This window comes from Pseudomonas sp. NPDC088444 (assembly GCF_044900175.1).
GTDB lineage: Bacteria > Pseudomonadota > Gammaproteobacteria > Pseudomonadales > Pseudomonadaceae > Aquipseudomonas.
The window spans coordinates 129600-147426 of sequence record NZ_JBJDNK010000004.1 but is presented as its reverse complement, the minus strand read 5'-3'; the positions used below and the strand labels follow the sequence as shown (position 1 = coordinate 147426).

Genomic DNA, 17827 nt, shown 5'->3' with positions numbered 1-17827 from the left:
AAGCCAAACTCATAAAGCAGGTTTCCAACTCGCGGCGAGGGCGGCCGCGAAGTGAGCCAATGGTAAGTTGTTCGGGCACTTCTAAACAGAGCGGTTTGCGACATGCTGTTTTACTTGAACGGCAACAATGCTGCTGGCCGACCGACATCTTGATATCCGAATTCCTACCCGCTCTGTCGGATCAGCCGCGGTCGATCCAGCAATAGTTACCGCACATTGATCGAGCTGGCGATGTTTCATAGGCGCTCATTTCATCGCTCGTCTGCATGACCGAACGGCTGGATGCCGGGAGGGAGATCAGCGACTTACCCTTGGAGCTACACCTATGAACACTGTAACCGGCGGCCCGTCTGCGTCCGACACCGACCGCATCACGCAACACCTGGCAGCGCTCGCTGAAGCCTGTGCCGGATGCTCGAAAACACTGGCCCGCACCCTGGCGTTACGCGATATGGCCACGGCGCAACTGAGTGCACGGGTCCGTCAGCAGACTCAACTGATCGTTTCCAACCCTGATGCCATTTTTTTCAACTGGCAGGATGAGCGTGGGGTTCTGTTATCCCGGTCGATGACGGATTTGCTCATTGACCTCTTGCGTCGTGCGACACCGGTTCGGGATCTGAGCCATGCGCAGGCTTTTCTTCGACACAACACCTTGGATCCGTCGCAAAAGCTGACCGCCGAAGAGGGCCAGTCGCTGGTTGAAATCATCCGTGATGTCGCTCGGGATTTACCGGAGCGTATCCGTCTCCATTTTGACGAATTCTGGCGTGGGCCTGGCGCTCTCCAACCCCTGCTTCAGCAGCACTTCGATGCTCTGACGAACGAAATCGCGTTGCGCGGTTTTTCAGGAGAACTGTCCGAAACCGAGCAGTCTCGTTTGCTGGCGGTTGTGGATAACTCGATTCCGGCTAGCGTTTTTTCTGTTCATCTGAACATCAGTGATGACGTAGCGATACTTGTGCCGTCTGCTTATGTCGTCGGCCAGTTTGCCGAGGCGACCAACGCCCCGGAAGGCGTTGTGTTTCTACTCATTCCGGGCGCTGGCATCGAGCGCTTCGCTTCGCTGGATGCGCTGCGTGATGCCCTCACCCGACGGGTCGTCGATCCGGCAGATGTCGTGGCAAATCTGTTGCGGCTTTCGGATCAGCATTCAATGAGCGCCCACGAAAACCTGGATCCGCAGATGTGGACGTTCAAGCCCGTGAGCGAGCCGGTCGTGCTCGATCACGTTCGAGCCCTGCAACACAGGCAAATGGAAGACCTTCATTTTGTTCTGGAGGGAGAGTCACCCGTCCTGGATGCGGGTTCGTTTCTGGAGTGTCTTGAGCGTCTGAGGCGCTGTGCTCACCTGGACGACGCCATGGGCCAACGCTTTCGTTCGTTGGCGAATCATATGAGTGAACGTGCCCAGCCGCACTGGCGCAAATACGCCAGTCCCGAGGATCGGGAGCATTTGAATGTACTGGAGGGCGAGCACCGTCGACGTAAAGAAAGGGTGCAGATCGCACTTCAGGGGCTGGAGTCGATCGAGGCGTTCGCCGCCGCTGAGATGATGCGGTACTGCCGCGAACACCTGGGTTGTGAGATCGACCCCGGCGCGATTCAACTGACGCTGTCTGACACGATTCATGTCGGTGGCGGCGACGCCTTGCAGGCGAATTACAGCGGGTCGCTTTTGCATTTTGCGGTAAAAGGGCTGCCTCTTGTCGCCGGGGAAATGTCAGTCTCGCCCGAGCGGGTTCATGTTGATTGGTCCCATGACTTTGTCACCACAATGCTCGATGTGCTCAAGCTGCCTCAGCGGTACGCGGAGCAACTGCGAGATCGCTATCTGGACGAAGAAAACCTTCGTGTCATGGCCCACCATCGCGACAGTGCCATTGAACTGAGTGCGCAGGCGGCGCGAATGCAGGGCCATCTGGTTCAGGACCGTAGCCATGAACTGCTGATGTTCATCCGTGCAGACAAGGCCAAAGAAGGAGCCAGTTACAGCATTGGCAGCCTGCACCTGAAACACGGTAATACGCGCTTCAGGGACTTGATTGTTTTCAGCGAAGAAACTGAGTTCGATGAGCAATTCGTGCTCTACGCGCCCGGCGCGCCGAATGGCCAGGATTTTTATGAGTTCTCTTCGTGGCGACAACTGAGCCTGCACGTGGGTGGATGGCTGGCCAGCGAGTCCGGTCGATCGTTCGTTTACGACCAACTGGCCAGTCCTGCACAGCAGAGCATTAATACGCTCCTCAATAACATTCAGCTCAAACCTTCACTGTGGGGGCCTGATAGCTGTGTATTCGAGCGTTGCCCCAATGAAACGTACGAAGCCAACCTTGCTCTACTTGTGCTGTTGAAAGTCGTGGCGCTCGTCAAGGGCGAGAAGATCGCGTTGTGGCAAATGGACGCCGAAACATTACGTTCCACCCTGTCGGGGCTGGCAACGGTCGAGTCCCGTATCGAAGCTCTTAACACAGAGTTTGCAAGGCTTAGTCCGGGCCTTATGAACTTGAGGGATTATGTCCATCAGCAGACGTCAGCACGCCTTCAAGAGTTCTTGCGCAGTCAGGGCTACCGACGTCCTGTCGATCCGGACACGCTTTATCTGGGATTGGGCCAACCCTATTTCGACAGCCCTGACTTTGGCGAGCATTCACCGTTGCAATCGTTGACCGATTTAATGATGCACGGAGCCGAAGACATTCTGTCTTACCGGCCTGGCATTCATCTTTATTCCTCTACTGGTCTTGATGTCTCGCAACTTCCCAAGACGCTGATTCCGTTTCTGGATAAACAGATTCGAGAGGCTGACTTGGGCGCCCGTTACATGAGCCATCTGACCAATGACTTTCTGAAGAGGAATAACCCGATTTATGTTCGCCGCAAAGCGTTGATCGCCACCCGTTCCGAATACGAGATGACGCGTGGCGTCATGTTGCAGTATCTAGAGGGGGACCTGCATGACCGACAGTACTCTTGGCTCCGTGCGGCCATCCATGCATTTGGCCGTCGCACCCCAAGCGTAGGGATTGTCAAAAACACCGGAGTGTCGGCATTCAAAATAGCGGGTCAGATCATCGAGGGCGTTTTTATCTTCCGTGATTTTTCTACAAGCGATCCTGACTACAACATGCTCTATACCCCTAATGCACCGGATGGTGTGCATTTCAGACCCCTGACCGACTATGGCGCACTCCTGAATTCCGCGCCGATGCAAAGCTACTTCTACGGGCGAGTGGCATACGCCGGACAGCGCAGAGTGGGGACGTTCATCGAAAACTTCGAACGAGGTGGTAAACATGATCCGGCGTTTTTGACCATCGTCAATCGTATGGAGGACCGGATCTCCAGCTCTGAGCAGCTTTACGGCGAGATGTTCGAACGCATGATCGCGGACGTGGATGAGCGGATCGAAACGTCGGCCGAGAAACATCTTTCGCTCGCGTGGAATGTCATCAGATGGACCGGAACAATACTGCTCTTGCCTTTTCCTGGCGCAAGCTTTGGCTGGACGGCGCTGACCAGTACGGTCAATTTGATAAAAGCTTACGAGGCGTATTCATCCGGAGACCGGGCGACAGCATTGCCATTGCTGATCTTTGGTGTGATGGGGATGGTGAGCGGTGCCGATGGCGTTCGGGCGTTTATCCATGGCTCCCAGACGGTACTCAAGGGCATTGGCCTCAGCACAGGGCTATGGGCATGGCGCAAACTTGAGCTGAGTCGGGTGTATCAGGTTGCGGCCTAGTGCACCGCCCGCCCCGAGGGCAGTTGCACGAGGCGCTGGGTCAACCTGATGCGCTGCACGGGGTCATCACTCAACAGCAGCGCATGCTCAAGGTCGTAACGCTCTGCCTGCGGGCATTCCAGTGTCTGATACAGGCTGGCACGGGCGAGGTAATCGCTGGTGTTGGCTTGCCCCAGTTCCAGAACCCGGTTGGCATCCTTCAAGGATGCGATGAGATCGTCGTTGATCTGATGCAAATGACGCAAATTGCGCGATAAACGCTGAAGCATGGCTTGAGGCGTGGCGGTACGCATGTGTTCGGCCTTGAGCGGCATGTCGGGGCCGAACTGGCGAAGTAACAGTTCGCGGCAATCCTTGGGGTAGAGCCTGCGGCCGTCACAGGGGTCAAGTGTGTGATCGGCGCCGGGAACACGAAGTAGAAAGTGCCCCGGAAAATTCACGCCTTCCAGCGGAATGTCCAGCCGACGCGCCAGTTCCAGCGCCACCAGCGCCAGGCCCAGAGGCTGGCCACGGCGGCGCTCGACGATCTTGTGCAGCAAGGCCACCTGAGGTTTGGGTTGGGCGACATCATCTTGCTGGAAACCGATCGTCGCCATTTGCCGTAGCAGAGGCTGGGCGAGTTCGTTGGCAGGCAGTAAAGGCAGCGCTGCGCTGAGACGACGCTGAAGTTGATCCATCAGATCGTGGGTGTGCCGAAGGTCGGCCTGAGCGTCGTGCTCGACCGAAATCCACAGTGCCGCCTGGAAGGTCAAAGGCGGGGTGTGGTGCAGACAGTCAAGGCAGAGTTGGCGTGGATTCATCGACTTCTCCAGTAGGATCAGGCGTCTGAAACGGTGTCTTGGGAAGTTTCGTTTTAGCGCTGGCGACGATGTTCGTCCAGTGACGAATGCTCGCGGACATGTTCTGTCAGAAATCTGCCGATTTATTGTCGAGATGTGTCCGGCGCAGCCGTCGTTTTTTTTGCCAGCGCCTATACTCGCAATACAAAAAACCGGGAGCACGACCTATGTTCGCTCTCATGCAAAGCGCGCGCGTTCAATCGTTGCATCTGATCGTCGATTCACACACCTGCCTAAAAGCCGTGATCGCGATCCACAGCAGTCAGAAAGGCCCTGCTCTGGGTGGGGTTCGCTACCTTTCCTATCCAAATGAAGAGAGCGCCGTTGAGGATGCCATTCAACTGGCGAGGAACATGAGCTACAAGGCTGTTCTGGCAGGCTTGCCGCTGGGCGGTGGGACCGCAGTCATTTTGCGGCCTGCCCATGTGCCTGATCGCGCTGCCTTGTTCGAAGCCTTTGGACGTTTCATCCAGACGCTGGATGGTCGCTACATCGCGGCCATGGACAGTGGCACGTCCGGCGAAGACATGGACTGTATTGCGCAATACACCCAACACGTCACCAGCACCACCGAATCGGGTGATCCTTCTTCTTATACCGCCATGGGCCTTTACGCTGGCATTCGTACTACGGCCATGGCGCGGCTGGGCAGCGACAATCTGGAAGGGTTGCGCGTTGCGGTTCAGGGCTTGGGCCATGTGGGCTGGGCGCTGGCCGAGCAACTGCACGCTGCGGGCGCTGAACTGCTGGTCGCCGACCTGGACAGTGGCAAGGTGCAATTGGCCATGGAGCAAATGGGCGCCAAGCCCATCGCCAGCGAAGCCTTGCTCAGCACCCCGTGCGACATCCTCGCGCCTTGCGGACTGGGCGGCGTGCTCAACAGTCACAGCGTGACCAAACTGCGTTGCGCTGCCGTGGCCGGTGGCGCCAACAACCAATTGAGCTGCGCAGCCATCGCCGATCAGCTCGAAACCCGAGGCATCCTCTACGCACCCGATTACGTCATCAATTCCGGCGGGCTGATCTACGTCGCGCTTCAGCATCGAGGAGAAAACCAGAACACCATCACCGCACATCTGTCCCAGATAGGAACACGGCTGACTGAAGTATTTGCCCATGCCCAGGCCGAGAAGCGCTCACCCGCGCGGGTAGCCGATGCATTGGCAGAACGCCTGTTGAACCTTGAGTGAGTGCCTTACCGGCGCTGCTCTATTGAAGCTCGCGACCACAAGTGGCGAGTCGAGACCATCACGCGCGGCAGCGCGTGTCAGGAGTGTGCAATGTCCAATAACAAGATCGATCTTGCGTACACCCGTTATCTGTCCCCCGACGGTCGGCTGGCCGGAGCGCTTCCCAACTGGGCCGATGACTTCAACCTGCTGACCCGCCTCTATCGCCAGATGGTCCTGACACGGCTTTTCGATCAGAAAGCTGTCGCGTTGCAGCGTACCGGTCGTATTGGCACCTACGCGCCCACACTGGGTCAGGAAGCCATCGGCGTAGCGATTGGCAGTCTGATGCACCCCGAAGACGTGCTGATTCCCTATTACCGCGACACCGCCGTGCAGCTGATGCGTGGGGTGCGCATGGAAGAAATCCTGCTGTATTGGGGCGGCGACGAGCGGGGCAGCGATTACGCCGAGCCTGCCGTCGCGCAGGATTTCCCTCTGTGCGTTCCCATCGCCACGCAGGCCCTGCATGCGTGTGGTGTGGCCAGTGCGTTCAAAATTCGCGGCGAACACCGCGTCGCTGTAACCACCTGCGGCGATGGCGCCACCAGTAAGGGAGATTTCCTCGAAGCGTTGAACGTCGCGGGGGCCTGGCAGTTGCCGGTGGTGTTCGTGATCAACAACAACCAGTGGGCGATCTCCGTGCCCCGGCGCATTCAGTGTGGTGCGCCGACGTTGGCGCAAAAGGCCATTGGCGCTGGCTTTCACGGTGAGCAAGTCGATGGCAATGACATGCTCGCCGTGTACGACCGCATGCAGGTCGCCCTGGAGCGAGCGCGCAAAGGGAAAGGCCCGGTGTTGCTGGAGTGCTTGAGTTATCGGCTCGGCGATCACACCACCGCTGACGACGCGACCCGGTATCGCGCCGCCGATGAGGTCAAGCAGGCTTGGCAGGAGGAGCCAATCAAACGCCTGCAATCGTTCATGGCCAGTCAAGGGGTGTGGGACGAAGGCCGTGAACAGGCGTTGATCGCCGAATGTCAGGGGCTGGTTCAGCAGTCTGTGGATAACTTCGAACGCGCAGGCAATCAGGCGCCGGCATCAGTGATTGATCACGTCTACGCCCGCTGGCCTGCACCATTGGCCGATCAGCGCGAGTGGTTTCTGGAGCGCGTGGCCCGTCGTCAGGGAGGTGCTCATCATGGCGAATGACCTTCCCGTCGATAAAAAGCTCAGCTTGCTTGAGGCCGTCAATCTGGCGATGCACCGGGCCATGAGTGAAGACGAAAACGTCGTGGTGCTCGGTGAGGACGTCGGCGTCAACGGCGGTGTTTTTCGTGCGACCCAAGGCTTGCGCGAAACCTTCGGCTTCAAGCGGGTGATCGACTCACCGCTGGCGGAAACCATGCTCGGCGGACTGGTCGTCGGCATGGCCGCGCAAGGCCTGAGACCTGTGGTTGAAATCCAGTTCATGGGTTTCATCTATGCCGCGATGGAGCATCTGGTATCCCATGCCGCGCGCATGCGCAACCGTACGCGGGGGCGGCTGAGCTGCCCGATGGTCATGCGTTCGCCCATGGGTGCGGGCATTCGCGCACCCGAGCATCACAGCGAAAGCACTGAAGCGATGTTTGCCCACGTGCCAGGATTGCGGGTGGTGATTCCGTCTTCGCCTGCGCGGGCTTACGGCCTGTTGCTGGCGGCCATCGACGATCCCGATCCGGTGATCTTTCTTGAACCCACACGCCTGTATCGCATGAACCCGCAAATCCTCGTCGACGATGGCAAACGCCTGCCGCTGGACACCTGCTTCACCTTGCGCGAAGGCAGTGACATCACCCTTGTCAGTTGGGGCGCCAGCGTTCACGAAACCTTGCAAGCCGCCAGCGCCCTGGCCGAGCAAGGCGTGTCGGCGGAGGTGATCGATGTCGCCTGCGTCAAGCCGCTGGACCTCGACACGCTGGAAGCTTCGGTCCGCAAGACCGGGCGCTGCGTGATCGTTCACGAAGCGCCGCGCTCCGGTGGATTGGGCGGGGAAATCGCTGCAAGCCTGTACGAGCGCGTGTTGCTGGATTTGCAGGCGCCGATTCAGCGCGTCACCGCGCCGGACATTCCACCGCCGCTGTACCGGCTTGAGCAGCTGTACATCCCCAGCGTCGAAGACATTCTTCACGCGTGCGACAGCGCTCTGAATTTCGCCTGACGGCCGAGGAGGCTTGCGATGAAATATTTCAAACTGCCCGATCTGGGCGAAGGGTTGCAGGAAGCGGAAATCGTCGAGTGGCACGTCAAGGAAGGCGACACCGTCAAGGCTGACCAACGGGTGGTGTCCGTGGAGACAGCCAAGGCCCTCGTCGACATTCCCGCGCCCTATGATGGCGTAATTGCAAAGCTGTACGGTGGCGATGGCGACATCTTGCACGTTGGCGAACCGCTGATGGCGTTCGAAGGCGAGGGCGACGCGGGCACGGTGGTCGGGCGTCTGGAAGGCGGGGGCAGCAGTCAGGACGATCAGTTTTTCGTCGGTGCTGCGCCCTCGACCCGCGAACACATGTCGACCCGTGCAACGCCCGCAGTGCGACAGCTGGCCCGGCAATTGGGTGTGGACCTCAACGCGCTCAGCGGCACAGGCAGCGCAGGTCTGATCACCCGCGCTGACGTAGAGGCCGCTTCTCAGGCCGAGCGCGACAGGTTCGGTGGCGAGAAACTGCGCGGCGTGCGGCGCAGCATGGCGCTGAACATGGCCAAGTCTCATGCCGAAGTGGTGCCGGTGACGATCTTCGGTGATGCCGATCTGCATCGCTGGGGCGCGGCTCGGGATCCGTTGATTCGGATTGGCAAGGCCATGGCGGCGGCGTGCAAGGTGGAACCGGTGCTCAACAGTTGGTTCGACGGCAAGTCGTTGTCGATCAAACACCACGACAATCTTGATCTGGGGATTGCCGTGGACACGCCGGACGGGCTGTTCGTGCCGGTGTTGCGCGACGTGGGCAATCGCCAATCGGCAGACTTGAAAGAGGGCATGAGCCGCTTGCGGGCCGACGTGAAGGCGCGTTCGATTCCGCCAAAGGAAATGATGGGCGCGACCATTACCCTGTCCAATTTCGGCACCTTGTTCGGGCGCTATGCGAACCCGGTGGTGGTGCCGCCGCAAGTAGCGATCATCGGCGCGGGGGGCATTCGTGAAGAGCCGGTGGCGATGGACGGACAGGTGGTGATTCATCCGATTCTGCCGCTGTCGTTGACTTTCGATCATCGGGCGGTCACGGGCGGTGAGGCGGCCCGGTTCTTCAAGGCGCTGGTGGAGGCCTTGGAAAAGCCAGAGTAATTGGCTTGCTGATGGTGTTGTCAGACCCATTGCCTTCGTCGGCAAGCCGGCTCCCGCAGTTCAGCGTCGATCTGGATCAGACGCAACCCTTCTGGGAGCCGACTTGCTGGCGAAGGTGGCAGATCAGACACACAGGTGTTGTCTGACACTGCGCAATCGCAGGCAAGCGCGCTCCTACAACGTATCCATACGCAGCACATTCGGTTTTATTTCCTGTGACTTTGTATCGCACTGTGTATCGCCCCCCGAGAGATACATCTGTTCAGCCTTCGTCCCGCTCTGCGACACAGACGAGATACAACCCCGCGATTAAATCTGCTCACCGAAAGGCGCTGCCGGTTTCAACGTTGAGACCTGGCAAGAATGCCGGATTCGGTCCCCATTCCGAACGAGCAGGAGTTACACATGAATCGCAAATACGCTGCCCTCGCGGCAACCCTCGCGCTGTCCCTGACGGCACTGGCCGGCACGGCTTCCGCTGCCGATCAGGCAACCCCCAAAGAGAAGTGTTACGGCGTGTCGCTGGCTGGGCAAAACGATTGCGCAGCGGGCCCTGGCACTTCGTGCGCGGCCACTGCGTCTGCGGATTATCAGGGTGACGCCTGGGTGCTGGTCGACAAAGGCACCTGCACCTCGATCAAGACACCCAAGGGCTACGGCTCGCTGACGGAACAGAAGTGATGCGTGGCTGGATGCTGGCGCCTTCGCTGCGGGCGGCGACGCCCAGTGCGTTGCTGCTGGTCGCGCGGGTCGGGATCGCGGCGGTGTTCTTCCTGTCGGGCCGTACCAAGGTCTCCGGCTGGTTGACCCTCAAGCCATCGACCCTGCAACTGTTCCAGTACGAGTACGCGTTGCCCGTTTTACCAACGGACGTGGCGGCATATCTGGCGACCTATGCAGAGCACTTGTTTCCGATCCTGCTGGTATTGGGACTCGTCACCCGACCGGCCGCCGCAGCGCTGCTGGCCATGACGGCAGTGATCGAGTTTTTCGTGTACCCGAACGCGTGGCCGACGCACCTGACCTGGGCGGGCTTGCTGCTGCCGCTGGTGGTGTACGGCGCCGGTCGCTGGTCACTGGATGAGTTGTTCTTTGGCCGGTTTCGCACCGCCCGTCGTTGACGTTTTCGTTCAACCGAACCCTTGAAACCTGAGTGGGGCCGCACCGGCCCCTGGAGAGTCATATGCGTGCTGTTTCCAAACTTGCCCTGGGCATCATGGCGGTTGCTGCGCCGATCTGGGCATCCGCTGCCACACCTGCGGCTGCACCGGTTCCGGCCATTGGGGCGAAAAACATCGTGATCGTTCACGGTTCCTTCGTCGATGGCTCGGGTTGGCGTGTCGTGCACGACATCCTGATTCACAAGGGCTACAAGGTCACTGTGGTGCAGCAGCCCGCCACCAACCTGGACGCAGATGTCGCCGCGACCCGGGAAATCCTCGATCAACAAGTCGGTCCGGTGGTGCTGGTCGGGCACAGTTCCGGCGGCGGCGTGATCAGCGCAGCGGGTGTGCGCGACAAGGTCAAGGCGCTGGTGTACGTCGCCGCGCTGCAACCGGAAGTCGGTGAAAGCATGGGCCAGTTGATTGCCTCGATGCCGTCGCCCAGCGATGACGTGCGCCCGACTCGCGACGGCCACCTGTTCTTTGATCGCAGCAAATTCGGCACTGATTTCGCCGGTGACCTCACCAGCAATCGCACCGACTTCATGGCCGCTTCCCAACCGGCCGCGACCGCCGCCACTTTCGGCACCCAGGCCTGGGCGGCCGCGTGGCACAACAAACCGAGCTACGGAATCGTTGCCACCGAAGACCACGCTTTGAGCCCTGATCTGCAGCGCTGGATGTACCAGCGTGCCGGTTCGAAAGTCACGGAAATCAAGGCCAGCCACGCCGTTTACATCTCGCAGCCTGAGGCCGTGGCCAAGGTCATCGAAGACGCCGCGCTGGCCGTCAAGTAATCCCGTTTTCACCCAAACGAATCACCTCAAAAACGCAATTGGAGAACACCCGCATGACCACTTCCAGCAAATCCCGTTTCAGCCTCGCTACCGCTGCTGCCCTGATCGCACTGGCCTCGGCGTCCTTCAGTGTTGCGGCTTCGGCCGCCGATGCGGACGCCGACGCCAACAAGCCGGGCCGCTGCTACGGCGTTAACAGCTGCAAGGGCGAAAGCCTGTGCGCCACGGCCAAGCACGACTGCAAAGGCCTGAACACTTGCAAGGGCGAGGGCGTGATCGTCAAGACCAAGGCCGAATGCCTGAAAGCGGGCGGCACCTTGACCGAGCCTAAATAAGTGAGCACGGGCCTGTCAGTTTAAGCGGCAGGCCCGTTATTGATTCCGCATGCAAGAGCAACGAGGGACAGACGATGTCAGCGGTTTTTTCAGGTTATGGGCTGGGGTTGCGCCGAGAACACTATCGCGATTTTCTTGGAACTGACGTGCCGGTGGATTTCGTCGAGGTCATCTCGGAAAACTTCATGATTGAAGGCGGACAGCCGCGCCACATTCTGCGTCAGGTGCGCGAACGTCATCCGGTGGTGTTACACGGTGTTTCGATGTCGATCGGTTCGGCGGACGGGCTGAATCCTGAATACCTCAAGCGCCTGCGCGCTCTGGTGGACGAAATCGAGCCGTTGTTTGTGTCCGACCATCTGAGCTGGTCGCGGATTGGCGGCTTCAACTCCCACGATCTGCTGCCCGTGCCGTACACCTGGGAAGCGCTGGAGCGGGTGTGCGCGAATATTTCCCGAGCGCAGGATGCACTGGGCCGTACGATGCTGTTCGAAAATCCGTCCAGTTACCTGAGCTTTCCCGACGCGGCGATGAGCGAGTGGGAATTCATTGCCGAGATGTCCCGACGCACCGGCTGCGAACTGCTGCTGGACGTCAACAACGTGTTCGTCAGCGCCAGCAACCATGGCTTCGATCCGCTGGCATTTCTCGACGGCGTTCCTGCCGAGCGCGTGCGGCAGATCCACTTGGCGGGCCACAGCCAGGGTCCCGATTTGCTGATCGACACCCACGATAGTCCGGTGTGTCCGGATGTCTGGCAGTTGTACGCCAAGGCCATTTCGCTTCTGGGGCCGGTGGCAACCATGATTGAGCGCGACGACGACATTCCGCCGTTGGCCGATTTGCTTGACGAGCTGTCCATCGCCCGTCATCTGGGCGTGGCCGAAACCCGTCGTCGCATGGGGGATGTGGCATGACACTGGCTCAGATGCAGCGCGATTTTCAATCCTGGCTGGTCGATGCGTCCGAAGATGCCGCCGATCGTCTGAGCTGTCACGACGCCGCAGGGCTGGCGGTCTACCAGAACAACTACCGTGCGCAATTGGTGAGTTGCCTGGAGCACGCTTTCCCGCAATTGCGCCAATGGCTGGGCGAGGACGAGTTTCGCCAGACCGCCATCGCCCACATCGACGGCCATCCGCCTCATGCCTGGACCCTCGATGCGTATGCCGAGTCGTTTGGCGAGACGTTGGGCAGGCGTTTTCCCGACAACCCCGATGTGCACGAATTGGCGTGGATCGAGCAGGCCTTGGGTGAGGCGTTCGTGGCCCGTGATGCCGAACCGCTGGCGCTGGACGCGCTGGCGACACTCGATTGGGACCACGCTCGCTTGCGTTTCACCCCGTCGCTGCGTGTGCATACGATGACCACCAACGTCGAGGCGATCTGGTCGGCACTGTGCGAAGAACGCACGCCACCGGAGAGCGAAATGCTGGCTGAGGAAGGCGGACTGGTGGTCTGGCGGCGACAGTTCACTTCACGTCTGCGAGAGGTCGATGCACTGGAGTACGCCGCCTTGGTTCAGCTTCAGGACGACGCCAGCTTCATGGGCTTGTGTGAAAGGCTCGTTGCCCGGCTTGGGGAAGAGGAGGGCGTGGCCAAAGCGGGTGCGCTGCTGGCGAACTGGTTAGGCAGCGAGCTGATTGTCGGCGTCGAAGAGGCGTGAGGCGCTGCTCGATGGGCTTGACCGGTCCGGCAGGTTTCCAGTTTGCGTAAGTAGACTTGCCATTTGAAACATTTGCCCCCCTTTTGAATTTTCCTAGGATCCCTCTCCGGTGATCGATTCAACGTTCGCGATTTCGCACTCAACGTGACAACGGAGAAGGTAAATGTCTGATGCTACCGAGCGCCTGTGGGGGGCGCGGTTCAAGTCTGGCCCGGCTGAAGCCATGGCCAATCTTTCACGCTCACCCTCTGCGTACTTTCGTCTGACGCCCTACGACGTGGCCGGGTCTAAGGCTCACGCCAACGAGTTGCAACGCGCAGGCCTGCTCGATGCGGGCGAAACCCGACGTATCATCGAGGCGTTGTCGTCCATCGACGCTGACTTCGCCGCCGGCAAGGTCCAGCCCATTGCGGCGGACGAGGACGTGCACACCTTCATCGAGCGTTTGTTGACCGAACGTCTCGGCGCATTGGGCGGCAAGCTGCGCGCCGGTCGCTCACGCAATGACCAGTCCGCCAACGACCTGCGCTTGTACCTGCGCGATCAGGTGCGCCGCTTGACCCTGGCCATTCTTGAGCTGCAAAAAGCGCTAGTCGGGCAGGCCGAGCAACACCTCCACACCATCGCGCCGGGCTTCACCCACTTGCAGCAGGCGCAGCCCATCGTCTTCGCTCACCATCTGATGGCTCACGCCCAGGCGATTCATCGCGACATTCAGCGGCTACAGGATTTCGACAAGCGTTTCAGCCTGTCACCGTTGGGCGCGGCGGCGTTGGCAGGCTCGGCGATTGCGCGCGATCTGCAACAGTCAGCGGCTGAAATGGGTTACGCCGGGCCGTGCGAAAACTCCATTGATGCGGTCGCCAGTCGTGACCACGTTGCGGAGTTTCTGTTTTGCAGCAGCATGCTGGGCATCAACATTTCGCGCATGGCCGAGGAATTCTGCCTGTGGACCTCGCGGCAGTTTCGCTGGGTCGAGCTAGACGACGGCTACGCCACCGGCAGCTCGATCATGCCGCAGAAAAAGAACCCTGATATCGCTGAACTTGCGCGGGGCAAGTCGGGGCGCATCATCGGTTCGCTGACCGCCATTCTGGCGGTGCTCAAGGCCCAGCCGCTTTCTTATAACCGCGACTTGAGCGAAGACAAACACGCGGTCATCGACACGCTGGAAACCTTGCATTTGGTGCTTCCAGCGTTCGCGGGTATGGTCGCGACGATGAAAGTGCGTAAAGACGAGATGCTGCGCCAGGCGCCGTTGGGTTTTACGTTGGCGACCGAAGTGGCGGACTGGCTGGCGATGCGCGGCGTGCCCTTCAAGGAAGCCCATGAGATTACCGGGCAGTTGGTGCAATTGTGCGAAGCGCAAGACATCGGACTGGAACAGCTCACCCCCGAGATGCTGGCTCGCACCGATGCGCGGCTGACGCCAGACGTGCTCGATTGCCTGACACTCGAAGCGGCGTTGGCCGCGCGCAGCGGCTGGGGCGGCACCTCCCCGGTTCGCGTGGCCGAACAGATCGAGCGGTTCAAGGCGCAGTTGCAAGTGCAGGAGAAATGGGCGCTGGCGTACGCCGGGCCAAGGGGGTGATTTTCGGTGGGCGCCCATTGCAAAGAGTAGCCACTGTCAGGACGCCATTCCTTCGGGAGCTTCTATGTTGGCTGGGCAACTGCTTTCGCCAGCAAGCCGGCGCCCACAAAGGCTGCATGGGATTCAGATATTTTGTCCGATGCTGAATCTGTGGGAGCCGCCTTGGTGGCGAAGGCGGTCCGTCAGTCAGCTCATCCGTGGCTGGCCAACGGGTGGAGAATGCAAAAAGACAAAAGCCCGCGAAGGATCAGAAGATCACTTCGCGGGCTTTTTCGTTACCGGATGGATCAGTTCAGGTGAGCTTTCAGTTCACCGGCCGCCTGACGCATCGCAGCCTTGACCTCTGGAATGTTGGCCAGTGGGTTCAGCAGGCCGTAGTCGTGAACCATGCCGTTGTAGCGCACGGCGGTCACATCGACACCGGCGGCATCCAGTTTGCGGGCATAAGCCTCGCCTTCGTCACGCAGCACGTCCAGTGCAGCGGTCTGTACCAGAGCAGGTGGCAAGCCTTTCAGTTGCTCGGTGGTTGCACGCAGTGGCGAGGCGTAAATCTCGGCGCGCTGTTTGGCGTCGGTGGTGTAGCTGTCCCAGAACCAGGTCATCATGTTTTTGGTCAGGAAGTGGCCTTCCGCATACGCTTGATACGAACCGGTGTCGAAGTTGGCGTCCGTCACAGGCCACAGCAGCAACTGGAAGCGCAGTTTCGGTGTGCCTTGCTCCTTCGCTTTCAGGGCCACGACCGCCGCCATGTTGCCACCGACGCTGTTACCCGCTACTGCCAGACGAGAGCTGTCGACGTTGATCTCTTTACCATGTTCAGCGACCCATTTCGTTGCCGCGTACGCCTGGTTGATCGCAGTCGGGTAGTGCGCTTCAGGCGATGGGGTGTAATCCACGTAGACCGCCACTGCACCGGAACCGACCACCAGATCACGGATCAGACGGGCGTGAGTCGGGTAGTCGCCCAGTACCCAGCCGCCGCCGTGGAAGAACATGAACACTGGCAGCTCACCCTTGACCCCGGCTGGACGCACGATGGTCAGTTTGATGTCCTGGCCGTCAGCCTTGATCACTTTGTCGCTGACCTGAATGCCCGACATGTCCACTTTCACCGAGTTCTGCGCGCCGGTCAGAACGGCCCGAGCGTCTTTAGGGCTCAGTTGCTCCAGTGGGCGACCACCGCCAGCGGCCAGCGCATTCAGAAACGCTTGGGTCTGGTGCTCAGGCACTGCGGTTTCAGCGGCGAAAGCGCTGCCGATGGACAGGGCGAGAACGGTGGCGGTTACGGCTTTCTTGATGGTTTTCAGAGTGCGAGTAGTCATTTTCATGTTCCTTCGGATTCGATTGGGTCTTTAAATTTGGGTCGCCACTGTCAGCGTCTTCGCTGTGTCTTGGCTGGCTTGGGAGTAAATTTACGGACTAATCCTCGAAGGAACAATTAGGGTAAATGGAGACTCATTGTTTCTCTTTTGGGGACTATTGCTTTCGCTGTTTTTCGCCCATAAAAAAACCTCCCGAGGGAGGTCGTTTTGAAGGGGGCAAATCAGCTCTCGCTGTCGACCTCTCCAGGATTGGAAAGCTCGTTCAGGGCCGTGGCGTTGTTCTTGAACGCTGCCGCGAACACGGCGCGGTTCTTGGCCATGTAAATACTCGCGTCTTCTGCATGCTTTTCGGACAGACCCGGCACGTTCTTCATCAGCACGTCGGTGAGGAGCTCGGCCAGCTCAAGCATTTGATCATGCGCATCGGCGAGTTTGCGGTCCACGAACGTAGTCTCCAAATCGCGGGTACTGCGGTAAAGGGTTTCAACAGCCATTTTGGCCTCGTCGTTGTATGCAGTGGTGAGGTTGGCCCTGCGAGGCGGGGCCTGGTGGCCAACAGTAAAACCATTGTGGTTACTGTGTATTTATACAGTGCGCAGCATAAGGGAATCGACGCAGTCTGAATAGTGGCAATTCACATTCATTTTCAACGCCAATGCCGTGACTTGCGACAACCGGTCACGTTCTCAACCCTAGCCGATGGCTTTATTAATGCAGCGAAAATGCAGTTCTTTTGACGAAACGACCAGTTGTGGGGAGTGAAAACGGATGAAATGGGCAGACCGGATGCGTATCAGGCTACATGCCGGAGCGAACAGTCTCGGCAACCTTGGGGTGGAGCTGTTTCACTACCTTGCCCTGTTCGGCATCGGCGCCATTACCGTCTATGCGGGTATTACAGCGTTCGTCGAAATGCTTCATCAGGACAAAATCAGCGTTGACGATATTTTGCTGCTGTTCATCTACCTGGAATTGCTGGCGATGAGCGGCATCTACTTCCGCACCAATCACATGCCCCTCAGGTTTCTGTTGTACATCGGGGTAACGGCGTTGATCCGTCTGCTGATCAGTGATGTGTCGCACCACAAGTCGCCAGATGAGGGCATTCTTTATCTGACGGGGGGCGTGGTGCTGCTTTCTGTTTCAATTCTGGTCGTGCGGTACGCCTCTGCCCGGTTTCCTTCGGTCAAAGAAAAGGCTGATTGAAGGGGCTGACGTTAGAAATCTTGAGAGGGCTGCGAAGGGGAGGCGATTCATTGAGTCGCCTCCTTTCGTTTCGCGTCATGTGGGGAGCATTCGGTTTAGCGGGCTGCTGTTCAGATGCCGACGTTCAACTGTGGGCGATTGATGAACGCTTCGTTGCGCGCCGGTGGCGGGGCCAGTTGTTTGAGGTCGCCATCGGTCATGGCGGCGAGAATTTTGATCGCGCTGTGACCCTGTTCGATGGCAATGCCGAATTGCACGCTTTCGATCAAGCGACGCAGACGTTTGGGTGAATTGCGTTGCTCGGGGCTGATCAAGCGTTTGGCGACCACGCCTGACTCGTTGGAGAGCGTCAGCATGATGGTGCCGTCGAGGCCCTGGATACTCAAATTGACCCGGTAGTCTGGGTGAAACGCATCAGTGATCTGTTGAAAAGGATTGTCCATGGCCTGATACCTGATTATCGATCTGCATAAGTTGACTTGGGGTTAGTCCCTTTAGTTCTTGACGCTGGATGGACGGTAGCAGTCGATCTGCATCGGGTGTATGAGTCAGCGGCCCGTCGAGCCATGAAAAGCGGGGCCTGCAGAGGTGGAGGCTCGACGCATTGATACTTGCAGGGTTCGGGCCATTTGGGACAAATGGCGCTTTTAAAAGGATCACGAATCC

17 protein-coding genes are annotated in these 17827 nt (G+C 59.2%); 13 read left to right on the top strand and 4 right to left on the bottom strand.

What is annotated here, in order from left to right; all coding sequences use genetic code 11:
• Nucleotides 1–325 precede the first annotated feature (325 nt).
• Nucleotides 326–3745, top strand: coding sequence for a dermonecrotic toxin domain-containing protein (locus ACI2KB_RS09720; protein WP_404633829.1), 3420 nt, complete (start codon nt 326–328; stop codon nt 3743–3745).
• Here ACI2KB_RS09720 and ACI2KB_RS09715 read toward each other — a convergent pair.
• Nucleotides 3742–4545, bottom strand: coding sequence for a SirB1 family protein (locus ACI2KB_RS09715; RefSeq protein ID WP_404633827.1), 804 nt, complete (start codon nt 4543–4545; stop codon nt 3742–3744). The two genes, ACI2KB_RS09720 and ACI2KB_RS09715, sit on opposite strands and share 4 nt — an antisense overlap.
• Nucleotides 4546–4751: 206 nt before the next feature.
• On the opposite strand from ACI2KB_RS09715, the gene ACI2KB_RS09710 reads away from it, so the two are divergent.
• From ACI2KB_RS09710 to argH, 11 genes are all read left to right on the top strand, one after another.
• The gene (locus ACI2KB_RS09710) at nt 4752–5774 is read left to right on the top strand and encodes a Glu/Leu/Phe/Val dehydrogenase dimerization domain-containing protein (protein ID WP_404633825.1); all 1023 of its coding nucleotides are present in this window, start codon (nt 4752–4754) and stop codon (nt 5772–5774) included.
• A 90-nt stretch (nt 5775–5864) separates the two neighbouring features.
• Complete coding sequence (gene pdhA / locus ACI2KB_RS09705; RefSeq protein ID WP_404633823.1) at nt 5865–6965, top strand: pyruvate dehydrogenase (acetyl-transferring) E1 component subunit alpha; 1101 nt, start codon at nt 5865–5867, stop codon at nt 6963–6965.
• Nucleotides 6955–7956, top strand: coding sequence for an alpha-ketoacid dehydrogenase subunit beta (locus ACI2KB_RS09700; RefSeq protein ID WP_404633821.1), 1002 nt, complete (start codon nt 6955–6957; stop codon nt 7954–7956). Before pdhA ends, ACI2KB_RS09700 begins: the two co-directional genes overlap by 11 nt.
• 18 nt (nt 7957–7974) lie before the next feature.
• Nucleotides 7975–9081 carry a dihydrolipoamide acetyltransferase family protein gene (locus tag ACI2KB_RS09695; protein WP_404633819.1) on the top strand — a complete coding sequence of 369 codons (1107 nt, stop codon included), beginning with the start codon at nt 7975–7977 and terminating at the stop codon, nt 9079–9081.
• A gap of 405 nt (nt 9082–9486) precedes the next feature.
• The gene (locus tag ACI2KB_RS09690) at nt 9487–9762 is read left to right on the top strand and encodes a DUF2282 domain-containing protein (RefSeq protein WP_404633817.1); all 276 of its coding nucleotides are present in this window, start codon (nt 9487–9489) and stop codon (nt 9760–9762) included.
• Nucleotides 9762–10202, top strand: coding sequence for a DoxX family protein (locus tag ACI2KB_RS09685; protein ID WP_404633815.1), 441 nt, complete (start codon nt 9762–9764; stop codon nt 10200–10202). Before ACI2KB_RS09690 ends, ACI2KB_RS09685 begins: the two co-directional genes overlap by 1 nt.
• Before the next feature lie 62 nt (nt 10203–10264).
• Nucleotides 10265–11041 carry an alpha/beta fold hydrolase gene (locus ACI2KB_RS09680; protein ID WP_404633813.1) on the top strand — a complete coding sequence of 259 codons (777 nt, stop codon included), beginning with the start codon at nt 10265–10267 and terminating at the stop codon, nt 11039–11041.
• 53 nt (nt 11042–11094) lie between these two features.
• Nucleotides 11095–11376 (top strand): hypothetical protein, encoded by a 282-nt coding sequence (locus tag ACI2KB_RS09675; protein ID WP_404633811.1) that lies wholly within the window; start codon nt 11095–11097, stop codon nt 11374–11376.
• A gap of 74 nt (nt 11377–11450) precedes the next feature.
• Nucleotides 11451–12293, top strand: coding sequence for a DUF692 domain-containing protein (locus ACI2KB_RS09670; protein ID WP_404633809.1), 843 nt, complete (start codon nt 11451–11453; stop codon nt 12291–12293).
• Nucleotides 12290–13042, top strand: a complete 753-nt coding sequence (locus tag ACI2KB_RS09665; RefSeq protein ID WP_404633807.1) for a putative DNA-binding domain-containing protein — start codon at nt 12290–12292, stop codon at nt 13040–13042. Before ACI2KB_RS09670 ends, ACI2KB_RS09665 begins: the two co-directional genes overlap by 4 nt.
• 163 nt (nt 13043–13205) lie before the next feature.
• Complete coding sequence (gene argH / locus ACI2KB_RS09660) at nt 13206–14633, top strand: argininosuccinate lyase (protein ID WP_404633805.1); 1428 nt, start codon at nt 13206–13208, stop codon at nt 14631–14633.
• A gap of 287 nt (nt 14634–14920) precedes the next feature.
• Here the strand turns inward: argH and ACI2KB_RS09655 are convergent, their stop codons facing one another.
• Both ACI2KB_RS09655 and ACI2KB_RS09650 read right to left on the bottom strand, forming a co-directional pair.
• Entirely contained in the window at nt 14921–15955 is a 1035-nt protein-coding gene (locus ACI2KB_RS09655) for an alpha/beta hydrolase fold domain-containing protein (RefSeq protein ID WP_404633803.1), read from the bottom strand.
• A gap of 221 nt (nt 15956–16176) precedes the next feature.
• A complete protein-coding gene (locus tag ACI2KB_RS09650) occupies nt 16177–16449 on the bottom strand; it encodes a YebG family protein (protein WP_404633801.1) in 273 nt (90 codons plus the stop codon).
• Nucleotides 16450–16723: 274 nt separating this feature from the next.
• Between ACI2KB_RS09650 and ACI2KB_RS09645 the strand changes: the two genes are divergently transcribed.
• Nucleotides 16724–17161, top strand: coding sequence for a phosphate-starvation-inducible protein PsiE (locus tag ACI2KB_RS09645; RefSeq protein WP_404633799.1), 438 nt, complete (start codon nt 16724–16726; stop codon nt 17159–17161).
• Between the two features lie 110 nt (nt 17162–17271).
• Here the strand turns inward: ACI2KB_RS09645 and ACI2KB_RS09640 are convergent, their stop codons facing one another.
• Nucleotides 17272–17604: a DUF3509 domain-containing protein gene (locus tag ACI2KB_RS09640; RefSeq protein WP_404633797.1), complete on the bottom strand. Its 333-nt coding sequence runs from the start codon at nt 17602–17604 to the stop codon at nt 17272–17274.
• Nucleotides 17605–17827: the final 223 nt, after the last annotated feature.

Excerpts from the sequence above, each read along its gene's own strand:
- ACI2KB_RS09720 (WP_404633829.1), top strand. The coding sequence starts at position 326 with ATGAACACTGTAACCGGCGGCCCGTCTGCGTCCGACACCGACCGCATC.
- ACI2KB_RS09715 (WP_404633827.1), bottom strand. The coding sequence starts at position 4,545 with ATGAATCCACGCCAACTCTGCCTTGACTGTCTGCACCACACCCCGCCT.
- ACI2KB_RS09710 (WP_404633825.1), top strand. The coding sequence starts at position 4,752 with ATGTTCGCTCTCATGCAAAGCGCGCGCGTTCAATCGTTGCATCTGATC.
- pdhA (WP_404633823.1), top strand. The coding sequence starts at position 5,865 with ATGTCCAATAACAAGATCGATCTTGCGTACACCCGTTATCTGTCCCCC.
- ACI2KB_RS09700 (WP_404633821.1), top strand. The coding sequence starts at position 6,955 with ATGGCGAATGACCTTCCCGTCGATAAAAAGCTCAGCTTGCTTGAGGCC.
- ACI2KB_RS09695 (WP_404633819.1), top strand. The coding sequence starts at position 7,975 with ATGAAATATTTCAAACTGCCCGATCTGGGCGAAGGGTTGCAGGAAGCG.
- ACI2KB_RS09690 (WP_404633817.1), top strand. The coding sequence starts at position 9,487 with ATGAATCGCAAATACGCTGCCCTCGCGGCAACCCTCGCGCTGTCCCTG.
- ACI2KB_RS09685 (WP_404633815.1), top strand. The coding sequence starts at position 9,762 with ATGCGTGGCTGGATGCTGGCGCCTTCGCTGCGGGCGGCGACGCCCAGT.
- ACI2KB_RS09680 (WP_404633813.1), top strand. The coding sequence starts at position 10,265 with ATGCGTGCTGTTTCCAAACTTGCCCTGGGCATCATGGCGGTTGCTGCG.
- ACI2KB_RS09675 (WP_404633811.1), top strand. The coding sequence starts at position 11,095 with ATGACCACTTCCAGCAAATCCCGTTTCAGCCTCGCTACCGCTGCTGCC.
- ACI2KB_RS09670 (WP_404633809.1), top strand. The coding sequence starts at position 11,451 with ATGTCAGCGGTTTTTTCAGGTTATGGGCTGGGGTTGCGCCGAGAACAC.
- ACI2KB_RS09665 (WP_404633807.1), top strand. The coding sequence starts at position 12,290 with ATGACACTGGCTCAGATGCAGCGCGATTTTCAATCCTGGCTGGTCGAT.
- argH (WP_404633805.1), top strand. The coding sequence starts at position 13,206 with ATGTCTGATGCTACCGAGCGCCTGTGGGGGGCGCGGTTCAAGTCTGGC.
- ACI2KB_RS09655 (WP_404633803.1), bottom strand. The coding sequence starts at position 15,955 with ATGACTACTCGCACTCTGAAAACCATCAAGAAAGCCGTAACCGCCACC.
- ACI2KB_RS09650 (WP_404633801.1), bottom strand. The coding sequence starts at position 16,449 with ATGGCTGTTGAAACCCTTTACCGCAGTACCCGCGATTTGGAGACTACG.
- ACI2KB_RS09645 (WP_404633799.1), top strand. The coding sequence starts at position 16,724 with ATGAAATGGGCAGACCGGATGCGTATCAGGCTACATGCCGGAGCGAAC.
- ACI2KB_RS09640 (WP_404633797.1), bottom strand. The coding sequence starts at position 17,604 with ATGGACAATCCTTTTCAACAGATCACTGATGCGTTTCACCCAGACTAC.